Annotated in this window: 11 protein-coding genes; 6 read left to right on the plus strand and 5 right to left on the minus strand. The window is 56.9% G+C overall.

Features of this window, described 5'->3' with window-relative positions:
* Nucleotides 1–59 precede the first annotated feature (59 nt).
* The gene (gene metK, locus U862_RS0103850) at nt 60–1,250 is read right to left on the minus strand and encodes a methionine adenosyltransferase (RefSeq protein ID WP_025109186.1); all 1,191 of its coding nucleotides are present in this window, start codon (nt 1,248–1,250) and stop codon (nt 60–62) included.
* Nucleotides 1,251–1,268: 18 nt separating this feature from the next.
* Nucleotides 1,269–2,264, minus strand: coding sequence for a metalloregulator ArsR/SmtB family transcription factor (locus tag U862_RS0103855; protein ID WP_025109187.1), 996 nt, complete (start codon nt 2,262–2,264; stop codon nt 1,269–1,271).
* 257 nt (nt 2,265–2,521) lie between these two features.
* Between U862_RS0103855 and tkt the strand changes: the two genes are divergently transcribed.
* The 6 genes from tkt (at nt 2,522) to fba (ending at nt 8,910) form a co-directional block, all read left to right on the plus strand.
* Nucleotides 2,522–4,519: a transketolase gene (gene tkt / locus U862_RS0103860; protein ID WP_025109188.1), complete on the plus strand. Its 1,998-nt coding sequence runs from the start codon at nt 2,522–2,524 to the stop codon at nt 4,517–4,519.
* A gap of 179 nt (nt 4,520–4,698) precedes the next feature.
* Nucleotides 4,699–5,757 carry an erythrose-4-phosphate dehydrogenase gene (gene epd / locus U862_RS0103865; RefSeq protein WP_025109189.1) on the plus strand — a complete coding sequence of 353 codons (1,059 nt, stop codon included), beginning with the start codon at nt 4,699–4,701 and terminating at the stop codon, nt 5,755–5,757.
* Nucleotides 5,758–5,783: 26 nt separating this feature from the next.
* A complete protein-coding gene (locus U862_RS0103870; protein ID WP_025109190.1) occupies nt 5,784–6,947 on the plus strand; it encodes a phosphoglycerate kinase in 1,164 nt (387 codons plus the stop codon).
* A 34-nt stretch (nt 6,948–6,981) separates the two neighbouring features.
* Entirely contained in the window at nt 6,982–7,203 is a 222-nt protein-coding gene (locus U862_RS0103875) for a hypothetical protein (protein ID WP_025109191.1), read from the plus strand.
* Between the two features lie 57 nt (nt 7,204–7,260).
* Complete coding sequence (locus U862_RS0103880; RefSeq protein ID WP_025109192.1) at nt 7,261–7,593, plus strand: MliC family protein; 333 nt, start codon at nt 7,261–7,263, stop codon at nt 7,591–7,593.
* 252 nt (nt 7,594–7,845) lie between these two features.
* The gene (fba, locus tag U862_RS0103885; protein WP_003177554.1) at nt 7,846–8,910 is read left to right on the plus strand and encodes a class II fructose-bisphosphate aldolase; all 1,065 of its coding nucleotides are present in this window, start codon (nt 7,846–7,848) and stop codon (nt 8,908–8,910) included.
* Between the two features lie 69 nt (nt 8,911–8,979).
* On the opposite strand, the gene U862_RS30745 is transcribed toward fba, so the two are convergent.
* The 3 genes from U862_RS30745 to U862_RS30980 form a co-directional block, all read right to left on the minus strand.
* Entirely contained in the window at nt 8,980–9,549 is a 570-nt protein-coding gene (locus U862_RS30745) for a hypothetical protein (RefSeq protein ID WP_157836052.1), read from the minus strand.
* A 731-nt stretch (nt 9,550–10,280) separates the two neighbouring features.
* Entirely contained in the window at nt 10,281–10,667 is a 387-nt protein-coding gene (locus U862_RS30750) for a hypothetical protein (protein WP_157836053.1), read from the minus strand.
* Between the two features lie 444 nt (nt 10,668–11,111).
* Nucleotides 11,112–11,311 (minus strand): hypothetical protein (locus U862_RS30980; RefSeq protein WP_218187643.1); only part of this gene is annotated, 200 nt, incomplete at its 5' end.

Raw genomic sequence — 11,311 nt, forward strand, 5'->3', positions numbered from 1 at the left:
CATGAAAAAGCCCCGCACGGCGCGAACCGTGCGGGGCTTTTTGTGCAGCCGGGGAAGTCTTACAGACCAGCAGCGGAGCGCAGGGCGTCGGCGCGGTCGGTTTTTTCCCAGGTGAAGGTGGTGAAGGTGTCTTCGCCAACAGTCTTGGTCTGCGGTGCGCGACCGAAGTGGCCGTAGGCTGCAGTTTCCTGGTACATCGGGTGCAGCAGATCGAGCATGGTGGTGATTGCGTATGGACGCAGGTCGAACACTTCACGTACCAGCTTGATGATCTTGTCATCGCTGATCTTGCCGGTGCCGAAGGTGTTCAGCGAGATCGAAGTCGGCTGAGCGACACCGATGGCGTAGGACACCTGGATCTCGCAACGCTCGGCCAGGCCGGCCGCGACGATGTTCTTGGCAACATAACGGCCAGCGTAGGCAGCCGAGCGGTCAACCTTCGATGGATCTTTGCCGGAGAACGCGCCACCGCCGTGACGGGCCATGCCGCCGTAGCTGTCGACGATGATCTTGCGGCCGGTCAGACCGCAGTCACCTACCGGGCCGCCAATGATGAACTGGCCGGTCGGGTTGATGTGGAACTGGGTGTCCTTGCTCAGCAGTTCGGCAGGCAGCACGTGCTTGACGATCAGTTCCATCACGCCTTCGCGCAGGTCTTTGTACGACACTTCAGGGTTGTGCTGGGTCGACAGAACCACGGCGTCGATACCGACAACCTTGCCGCCTTCGTAACGGCAAGTCACTTGCGACTTGGCGTCTGGACGCAGCCAAGGCAACAGGCCCGATTTACGGGCTTCGGCCTGGCGCTGCACCAGTTGGTGCGAGAAGGTGATCGGCGCAGGCATCAGCACTTCGGTTTCATTGCTGGCGTAGCCGAACATCAGGCCCTGGTCGCCGGCGCCCTGATCTTCAGGCTTGGCGCGGTCAACACCCTGGTTGATGTCAGGGGACTGCTTGCCGATGATGTTCATCACGCCGCAGGTGGCGCCGTCGAAGCCGACTTCGGAGCTGGTGTAGCCGATGTCGCAGATGACGTCACGAACGATCTGCTCCAGGTCGACCCAGGCGCTGGTGGTCACTTCACCGGCAACGATGGCCACGCCGGTCTTGACCAGGGTTTCCACGGCAACGCGTGCGTGTTTGTCCTGGGCAATAATGGCGTCCAGCACCGCATCGGAAATCTGGTCGGCGATTTTGTCCGGATGTCCTTCAGACACGGACTCGGAGGTGAAGAGGGAGTATTCGCTCATCTCGATGTTTTCCTGAATTTACCGATGGTGAGTGTCGCCAGCCGGTCGCTGAAAGTGGCGAACCTGGATCTGGAAACCATTACGTAAGCCTACATAGAGGCTGTCCCCGGGAACGAGTCCCGCAGCGGTGGCCCAACGGGCCAAATCGTCCTGTTCAAACCCCAACCACAGATCACCGCAGGCCTCCCTGGCCCAACTCTGGTTGTGGCTACATAACTCTGTCACGAGCAGGCTACCGCCCGGTTGCAGCAGGCCGGCCATGTGCTTGAGCGCTTCGGCCGGCGCGGCGAAATGGTGCAACACCATGTTCAGTACTACGCAATCGGCCTGAAGGCTTGTGCCATTCAATGCATCGGCCAATTGCAGGCTGACGTTAGCCAGCTGTTCACGTTCACATACCTGACGCGCCAGTTCGAGCATCGCCGGGCTGTTGTCCAGCGCGGTTACGGTGCCGAAGCGACGGGCCAGTTCCGGCAGAAAAGCACCATCGCCGGGGCCGACTTCAATGGCCGTGGCAGCACCATTGAAGTTCAGTTTGTCGAGCAGGGCCAGCACGCTGTCACGGTATTGCGGCAGCCCTGCGATCAAGTCTTGCTGGGCGCGAAATTTCTCCGCTACCCGGGCGAAAAAGTCCTGGCTGGCCGCCTCGCGTTGCCCGTGTACCTGGGCGATGCGTACCTGCACGTCGTCCGGCAGCGCCAGATTGTCGACTTCTTCTAACAGTGCCGCGTGCAACTTGCCACCCAGCAGCTCGGTGTGGGGCAGGGCGCGGCGATAGAAAATCGCGTTGCCTTCGCGGCGCGTCGCCACCAGATCGGCCTGGGCCAGCACCTTGAGGTGGTGGCTCATGCCGGACTGACCGATGCCGAAAATCTGCGCCAGCTCCAGTACGCCGAACGAATCGTTGGCCAGCGCGCGCAATACATTCAGGCGCAGCGGGTCGCCACCGGCCTTGCACAGGGCCGCCAGCTCGTCGCAATCGTCATGGCGAATGGAAGGCACGCGTAAGTTCATGGGGCAGCAGTCTAGTGACGGTGGGAAATCGCCGCAAGGGCAATATCAAAAAGTTTTGATATTGCTCGATAGATGGCACTTCTCACTGGCTGGTTAACTCTACAAACGAACAGCGGAAAGGTTTCACCAACAGAATCCACTGTTAACCACGGGAAAAACGTCTCCGTATGACTATCTGTCATTGCCCCGAGGCGCTCCGGTGAGGGAAAATGCCCTCCTTTTTTCCGTTTCAATTATTCACACCCAGGAGATCAGCGATGCCTAGCCGTCGTGAGCGTGCCAACGCCATTCGTGCCCTCAGCATGGATGCCGTGCAAAAAGCCAACAGCGGCCATCCCGGTGCCCCTATGGGTATGGCAGATATCGCCGAAGTGCTTTGGCGCGACTACCTCAAGCACAACCCGAGCAATCCATCGTTCGCCGACCGTGACCGCTTCGTGCTGTCCAACGGCCACGGCTCGATGTTGATCTACTCGCTGCTGCACCTGACCGGTTACGACCTGTCGATCGAAGACCTCAAGCAATTCCGTCAACTGCACAGCCGTACCCCGGGTCACCCGGAATTCGGTTACACCCCGGGCGTTGAAACCACCACTGGCCCGTTGGGTCAGGGTCTGGCCAACGCTGTGGGCTTCGCCCTGGCAGAAAAGGTTCTGGGCGCGCAATTCAACCGTCCTGGCCACGACATCGTCGACCACCACACCTATGTGTTCCTGGGTGATGGCTGCATGATGGAAGGCATTTCCCACGAAGTCGCTTCCCTGGCCGGTACTCTGGGCCTGGGCAAGCTGATCGCTTTCTATGATGACAACGGCATCTCCATCGACGGCGAAGTCGAAGGCTGGTTCACCGATGACACCCCGAAGCGTTTCGAAGCCTACAACTGGCAAGTGATCCGCAACGTCGACGGCCATGATCCGGAAGAGATCAAGACCGCCATTGAAACCGCGCGCAAGAGCCCGCTGCCGACCCTGATCTGCTGCAAGACCACCATCGGTTTCGGCTCGCCGAACAAGCAGGGCAAGGAAGACTGCCACGGCGCTCCACTGGGCGACGCGGAAATCGCACTGACCCGCAAGGCGTTGAACTGGAACTACGGCCCGTTCGAAATCCCGGCCGACATCTATGCCGAGTGGGATGCCAAGGAAAAAGGTCGCGCTGTCGAGGCCGAGTGGGATCAGCGTTTCGCTGCTTACTCCGCTGCATTCCCGACTGAAGCCAACGAACTGGTGCGTCGCCTGAGCGGCGAGCTGCCGGCTGACTTCTCCGAAAAAGCCAGCGCCTACATCGCTGAAGTCGCGGCCAAAGGCGAAACCATCGCCAGCCGTAAAGCCAGCCAGAACACCCTGAACGCGTTCGGCCCGCTGCTGCCGGAACTGCTCGGCGGTTCGGCTGACCTGGCCGGTTCCAACCTGACCCTGTGGAAAGGTTGCAAAGGTGTCAGCGCTGAAGATGCCAGCGGTAACTACATGTACTACGGCGTGCGCGAATTCGGCATGACCGCAATCATGAACGGCGTGACTCTGCACGGCGGTCTGGTGCCTTACGGCGCGACCTTCCTGATGTTCATGGAATACGCCCGCAACGCAGTGCGCATGTCCGCGCTGATGAAGAAGCAGGTCATTCACGTCTACACCCACGACTCCATCGGTCTGGGCGAAGACGGCCCGACGCACCAGCCGATCGAGCAACTGACCAGCCTGCGCACCACACCGAACCTCGACACCTGGCGTCCAGCCGATGCCGTTGAATCGGCCGTGGCCTGGAAAAACGCACTGGAGCGTAAAGACGGCCCGTCGGCGCTGATCTTCTCGCGTCAGAACCTGCAGCACCAAACCCGCGATGCCGGCCAGATCGCCGACATCAGCCGCGGTGGTTACGTGCTGAAGGACTGCGCAGGCGAGCCTGAGCTGATCCTGATTTCGACCGGTTCGGAAGTGGGTCTGGCTGTTCAGGCCTACGACAAACTGACCGAGCAGGGCCGCAAGGTGCGTGTGGTTTCCATGCCTTGCACCAGCGTGTTCGATGCTCAGGACGCAGGCTACAAGCAAGCGGTGCTGCCGTTGCAGGTCAGCGCACGTATCGCGATCGAAGCGGCCCATGCCGACTTCTGGTTCAAGTATGTGGGCCTGGAAGGTCGCGTGATCGGCATGACCACCTACGGTGAGTCGGCGCCGGCTTCGGCACTGTTCGAAGAGTTCGGCTTCACCCTGGAAAATATCCTGGGTCAGGCTGAAGAGCTGCTGGAAGACTGATTCAGAAGTCGCGTCGTCCGGACTGACGCCTTCGCGAGCAAGCCCGCTCCCACAGGGGGACTTGTTGTGTGACACAGACAGTGTCCATGACACAGATCCAGGGTGGGAGCGGGCTTGCTCGCGAAAGCGACGGTCTGGACACACAGCAATAACGGATTCAAACGGTAATCGAGAACCCCATGCCTCAACCGCGTCCCTACAAAGTTGCACTCAACGGCTACGGCCGGATTGGTCGTTGCGTCTTGCGTGCGTTGTTTGAGCGAGGCGAAAAAGCCGGGTTTGAAATTGTCGCGATCAACGATCTGGCCGACATGGCCAGCATCGAATACCTGACACGCTTTGACTCCACCCATGGCCGTTTCCCGGGCGAGGTGCGAGTAGACGGCGATTGTCTGCATATTAATGGCGACTGCGTGAAAGTCCTGCGCAGTGCCACCCCCGAAGGCATCGATTGGGCGTCGCTGGGCGTCGATCTGGTGCTTGAGTGCTCCGGTGCTTATCACACCCGTGAAGACGGCCAGCGTTTCCTCGATGCCGGCGCACCACGCGTGTTGTTCTCGCAGCCGATGGCCAGCGAGGCGGATGTCGACGCCACCATCGTCTACGGCGTCAATCAGGACTGCCTGACCGGCGCCGAACTGCTGGTGTCCAACGCCTCCTGCACCACCAACTGCGGCGTGCCACTGCTGCGCTTGCTGGACAAGGCGATCGGCCTGGATTACGTGTCGATCACCACGATTCATTCGGCAATGAACGATCAGCCGGTGATCGACGCCTATCACCACGAAGACCTGCGCCGCACCCGTTCGGCGTTCCAGTCGGTGATCCCGGTGTCCACTGGTCTGGCGCGTGGCATCGAGCGCCTGTTGCCGGAACTTGCCGGGCGAATTCAGGCCAAAGCCGTACGCGTGCCGACGGTCAACGTGTCCTGCCTCGACATCACGATGCAGACTGCTACCGCGACCGACGCGGGCGAGGTCAACCGGATCCTGCGCGAGGCCGCCACTAACGGCCCGCTCAAAGGCCTGCTGGCCTACACCGAGCTGCCGCACGCCAGTTGTGATTTCAACCATGACCCACATTCGGCCATCGTCGATGCCAGTCAGACCCGTGTTTCCGGCCCCAGGCTGGTGAACATCCTGGCCTGGTTCGACAACGAATGGGGGTTTGCCAACCGAATGCTGGACGTTGCAGAACACTATCTGCAAACAGCGATTTCAAAAAAACCTGCTCTCTAAGAACAGTTACTCAGGAAGTGCGACCCATGACCGTGTTGAAGATGTCCGACCTCGATCTGCAAGGTAAGCGCGTATTGATCCGCGAAGACCTCAACGTCCCAGTCAAGGACGGTGTTGTCACCAGCGATGCGCGTATCCTGGCTTCGCTGCCGACCATCAAGCTGGCCCTGGAAAAAGGTGCAGCCGTGATGGTCTGCTCGCACCTGGGCCGTCCGACCGAAGGCGAGTTCTCCGCCGAGAACAGCCTCAAGCCAGTCGCCGACTACCTGAGCAAGGCCCTGGGCCGCGAAGTCCCGCTGGTGGCCGACTACCTGGGCGGCGTTGACGTCAAGGCCGGCGACATCGTGCTGTTCGAAAACGTGCGCTTCAACAAGGGCGAGAAAAAGAACGCTGACGAACTGGCTCAGCAATACGCTGCCCTGTGCGACGTGTTCGTGATGGACGCTTTCGGCACCGCTCACCGCGCCGAAGGTTCGACGCATGGTGTCGCCAAGTTCGCCAAAGTCGCCGCTGCTGGTCCGCTGCTGGCCGCTGAACTGGACGCACTGGGCAAAGCCCTGAGCGCTCCGGCGCAACCAATGGCAGCCATCGTTGCCGGTTCCAAGGTCTCGACCAAACTCGACGTGCTGAACAGCCTGAGCCAGATCTGCGATCAACTGATTGTCGGTGGCGGCATTGCCAACACTTTCCTGGCTGCCGCTGGTCACCCGGTCGGCAAGTCGCTGTACGAGCCGGACCTGCTGGACACTGCACGCGCCATCGCCGCCAAGGTCAGCGTGCCGCTGCCAGTCGACGTGGTCGTTGCCAAAGAATTCGCGGAAAGCGCCGAAGCCACCGTCAAGCTGATTGCTGACGTCGCTGCCGATGACATGATTCTGGACATCGGCCCGCAAACTGCTGCCCACTTCGCCGAACTGCTGAAATCGTCGAAAACCATTCTGTGGAATGGCCCGGTCGGCGTGTTCGAGTTCGATCAGTTCGGCAACGGCACCAAAGTGCTGGCCCAGGCCATCGCTGACAGCGCTGCGTTCTCCATCGCTGGCGGTGGTGACACCCTGGCGGCCATCGATAAATATGGCGTGGCTGAGCAGATCTCCTACATTTCTACCGGTGGTGGCGCGTTCCTCGAATTCGTCGAAGGCAAGGTGCTGCCGGCCGTTGAAGTCCTGGAAAGCCGGGCCAAGGCCTGAGGCCGCCCGTTTGGCCAGGCAAAGGAGTGTTCACATGGTCAAGTCGTTAGCGCTGTTGTTGCTGACCGGTACGCTGGCGGCCTGCGGGAGTAACCCGAAGGCCGAGGCGACGCCTGCGCCGGGTGCGGCGCAGAAAGGCTGCTACCAGGCCGACTGGCAGGCTGAAACCAACCCGGTGCTGAACAAGCGCTCGGGGCCGGACGGCCTGGACAAATACGAGACGCAAACCCCGGCCAAGGAACATGGTTGTCCTTGACCGGTCTGACTCTTTAACTCAGGGCTGGCGGCGCTGGTTGTCAGTCGAGGAACACGGATGAAAGGCTTGATCGCCATTGCGGCGTTGGCATTGTTGGGCGGTTGCGCGCAGATGAACCTGTTTCAGTCGTCCGCTCCGGCGGATAACTGGACCACCTGGACCTGCGACAGCCAGGCCAAAGTGTTGTGGCGCTACGCCGATGCCGGCCAGAAGGAAGTCGATGTTCGACTCGGCGGCGGTGATCAGGTCTATCGCCTGAAAGAAGAGCCGGGCGCTTCGGGCGCGCTGTACAGCGACGGCATGCTGGCGTTTCACGTCAAGGGTGACGAAGGCCTGGTGTACTGGGTCGCCACCAATGACCTGATCGGCCGCGGTTGCAAGGCGCAGTAATTGACACACCGCAAGCCCATTGTAGGAGTGAGCCTGCTCGCGATAGCGGCCTGACAGTCGCTGCAATATTGACTGCAAGATTGCTATCGCGAGCAGGCTCACTCCTACAGGGGTTCTGCGCTGTTCTGAAGAATTTGCTTTATCGAATCACCAGACCGGGCTTCAACCCCCGATCTGCAATCACTTGAATAGCCGCCGCCGCTCCGGCAGGCTGGCACGATTAACGACCCTCAACCGGGAGAGACACACACAATGGCACTTATCAGCATGCGCCAGATGCTGGACCACGCAGCCGAGTTCGGCTACGGCGTTCCAGCCTTCAACGTCAACAACCTTGAGCAGATGCGCGCCATCATGGAAGCCGCTGACAAGACTGACTCCCCGGTGATCGTCCAGGCTTCGGCCGGCGCCCGTAAATACGCTGGCGCGCCGTTCCTGCGTCACCTGATCCTGGCCGCGATCGAAGAATTCCCGCACATCCCGGTGTGCATGCACCAGGACCACGGCACCAGCCCTGACGTCTGCCAGCGTTCTATTCAACTGGGCTTCAGCTCGGTGATGATGGACGGCTCGCTGGGCGAAGACGGCAAGACCCCGACTGACTACGAGTACAACGTTCGTGTGACTCAACAGACCGTGGCCATGGCTCACGCCTGCGGCGTTTCGGTTGAAGGCGAGCTGGGCTGCCTGGGTTCGCTGGAAACCGGCATGGCCGGCGAAGAAGACGGCATCGGCGCTGAAGGCGTTCTGGATCACAGCCAGATGCTGACCGACCCGGAAGAAGCCGCTGACTTCGTCAAGAAGACTCAGGTCGATGCCCTGGCCATCGCCATCGGCACCAGCCACGGCGCCTACAAGTTCACCAAACCGCCTACCGGTGACGTGCTGGCGATCGACCGCATCAAGGAAATCCACAAACGCATCCCGAACACCCACCTGGTGATGCATGGTTCCTCGTCGGTGCCACAAGAGTGGCTGGCGATCATCAACCAGTACGGCGGCGACATCAAAGAAACCTACGGCGTACCAGTTGAAGAAATCGTCGAAGGCATCAAGTACGGCGTGCGCAAGGTCAACATCGACACCGACCTGCGCCTGGCATCCACCGGCGCAATGCGTCGCCTGATGGCCACCAACCCGAGCGAATTCGACCCACGTAAATTCTTCGGCGCCACTGTGACTGCAATGCGTGACGTATGTATCGCTCGTTATGAAGCGTTCGGTACTGCCGGTAATGCTTCGAAGATCAAGCCGATCTCGCTGGAAGCGATGTATCAGCGTTATCTGAAAGGTGAGTTGAACGCCAAGGTCAACTAAGCCTGATCGTTAAGTTGCGTTGATGAAAAACCCGCCGAGAGGCGGGTTTTTTATTACCTTGTGTCTAAGTTACTCAACGTTTCTTTCAGCTATTTTTAATGTGATTTTTGGACCAATCAGACCAACGTCGCCACCTTTTGTACACACATAGGCAGCCCATTGTTTACCCTGCGACGGTTCGTAAACTGCTTTTTTATGAAGTTCTATTCCCCCGTCTCTACAAACGAGTTCCAAGTCCGAATTACTGGCTTCGGTCATATCATTTAAAGTGACTACTTTGCCATTTCTCTTAAAGCTGAAGGCGTTTGATTCGGAGCGTGGGCGGTAAGCAAAAATATAACTATTATCGGTTATTCCCAAATAGCAACCCGTATAAAATCCGGGGTCTCTACTAGTGATGATGTATTTGCCGTAATTGTCTGTCTGTTCGAAGTGGAGCAGTGCGGCTGAGCTTTCTGGGGCAGTGTTTGCGCACAAGTAATCAGTTTTTGGTAGTAGTAATTTTATTCCTGTTTCATTGGCGGCAAATCCACGCCCACTGTATGTACTGTTTGAATCCAAATATTGGAAGCCTAGTTTGCAAGGTAGTGAGTAGCCGGAAATGTATAAGCTGCCTGTGAATGAGCCTTCCTTGTTCATGATGGACCTCGGGAGTCTGTTTTTGGGGATAAGTAAAGGGGGCGGTTTTTTATGTTTCGTAAACGATTTTAGGGGGTGTTGGTCGAACATTCACCTGTCATAGTTGACAGGTTTTAAGGCGGTTTTGTCATAGACTATATAATAAATACTCAGGATTTTTATAATGAATAAGGCGCGGATTTGTTGTCAAGATAATGTCCGGTTTTTTGCATTTTACATTTCTCCAGCGCACTGCAACGGTCGACCTCTCGCCCGATGCAGTATCCGTAGTCTCGCAATGACTTCAATTTCATCGGTAAACTGTATACTGCCTGTCAGTTGACTAGGCTGAAGCGCATTTCTTGTTAACTTCAGATCCTGTGACGAACTAGCCTGGCCCATCAATTCAATGTGACGATCACCGCGTGTGGCCGGCGTCGGACCGACAGGTGTGCATTTATATCATTTGGAGTTAAATAGATCCGTCATCTTTGTTTTTTTGAATCACGTTGATATATGCCGAACTTTTTCCCAGTGAGTAGACGAGAATAAAGTTTATTGGTTAGTTGGGTTTGCGTTCAAGTCTGATGCCGGTGGCAAGGTGTTGCCGCGGCTTTATTCGTCTTTGAAAGGCAACTCTGCGCTATTTTTTATTGAGTAAGGCTCACCATTGCAAGCCATGTTTTACAAAGCTTGTAATGGAGGGTTTTAGAATGGGTGTTTTATAGTCTCTCGGTTTGAAAAGTAAGAGTTCAACCTTTGCGCTTCCATGCTGCCTCTTCTTTGACCCTGGCTGCGTATTTGGGGTCGTCGATATAAGAGGGCTCATTTGATGGCTCTGATGTATATGATACTTGAGTTGGTTGTGGCTCTAATAACTTATTGAGAAGAGCTTTATCGTCGACGTATTGTTGCGATGATTTATATTTCTCAAGTGCTTCTCTTTCGACGGCTTCCTGTGCTTCCCTGTTCGCCGTGGCGATCGCCAGTTCTTTAATATACTCCGTCGGGTTTAAAGGTCCTGCGAAGTAACCGCCGTTGCCGTAGCAGCTGCAAAAAACATAGTTAGGATCTTTATTGCATTGGCAATTTTTAGGGTGCCAAATCGATTCGCTTTTCCAAGTGTATGAGCCAGGCATCTCGTTACTCCCTCTAATAATCGTGAAAGGGGACGGATTTGCTTATTGAAACTGTCCCGTTATTTGGGTTTCGCGTGATTGATATTGGAGTGGAGATGTTGGCTCGTCACCTGTAAAAGCTGACAGGTGTTGATACCGTGTTGCGATACTGAAGGATCATAAAAGGAATAAGGTCCAGAATAGACTCGGCGCAGTTAAAAAAGGCCGGCTAAACGAATCGAAAATGGAACAAAGACGGGGGTATTGGTCATATTGCTTATGTCATTAAGTTTCGCCGGGGCCTTCGCAGGCCTACCTCTCGACCCGCTGCAATATCTTCAATCCGGTATCTCCTGGGTCTCACCTGAAGGGCTAATTGAACGCCAAGGTCAACTAAGCCTGAGCGTTAAGCTGCGTTGATGAAAAACCCGCCGAGAGGCGGGTTTTTATTACCTTGTATCTAAGTTACTCAACGTTTCTTTCAGCTATTTTTAATGTGATTTTGGGGCCAATCAGACCAACGTCGCCACCTTTTGTACACACATAGGCAGCCCATTGTTTACCCTGCGACGGTTCGTAAACTGCTTTTTTATGAAGTTCTATTCCCCCGTCTCTACAAACGAGTTCCAAGTCCGAATTACTGGCTTCGGTCATATCATTTAAAG

The sequence above is a fragment of the Pseudomonas sp. H1h genome, from assembly GCF_000633255.1.
Classification (GTDB): Bacteria; Pseudomonadota; Gammaproteobacteria; order Pseudomonadales; family Pseudomonadaceae; genus Aquipseudomonas.

What these genes read in the sequence shown, in the direction of transcription:
- U862_RS30745 (WP_157836052.1), bottom strand. Translation starts at nt 9,549, where the DNA reads ATGAACAAGGAAGGCTCATTCACAGGCAGCTTATACATTTCCGGCTAC.
- tkt (WP_025109188.1), top strand. Translation starts at nt 2,522, where the DNA reads ATGCCTAGCCGTCGTGAGCGTGCCAACGCCATTCGTGCCCTCAGCATG.
- U862_RS0103875 (WP_025109191.1), top strand. Translation starts at nt 6,982, where the DNA reads ATGGTCAAGTCGTTAGCGCTGTTGTTGCTGACCGGTACGCTGGCGGCC.
- U862_RS0103855 (WP_025109187.1), bottom strand. Translation starts at nt 2,264, where the DNA reads ATGAACTTACGCGTGCCTTCCATTCGCCATGACGATTGCGACGAGCTG.
- fba (WP_003177554.1), top strand. Translation starts at nt 7,846, where the DNA reads ATGGCACTTATCAGCATGCGCCAGATGCTGGACCACGCAGCCGAGTTC.
- epd (WP_025109189.1), top strand. Translation starts at nt 4,699, where the DNA reads ATGCCTCAACCGCGTCCCTACAAAGTTGCACTCAACGGCTACGGCCGG.
- U862_RS30750 (WP_157836053.1), bottom strand. Translation starts at nt 10,667, where the DNA reads ATGCCTGGCTCATACACTTGGAAAAGCGAATCGATTTGGCACCCTAAA.
- U862_RS0103870 (WP_025109190.1), top strand. Translation starts at nt 5,784, where the DNA reads ATGACCGTGTTGAAGATGTCCGACCTCGATCTGCAAGGTAAGCGCGTA.
- U862_RS0103880 (WP_025109192.1), top strand. Translation starts at nt 7,261, where the DNA reads ATGAAAGGCTTGATCGCCATTGCGGCGTTGGCATTGTTGGGCGGTTGC.
- metK (WP_025109186.1), bottom strand. Translation starts at nt 1,250, where the DNA reads ATGAGCGAATACTCCCTCTTCACCTCCGAGTCCGTGTCTGAAGGACAT.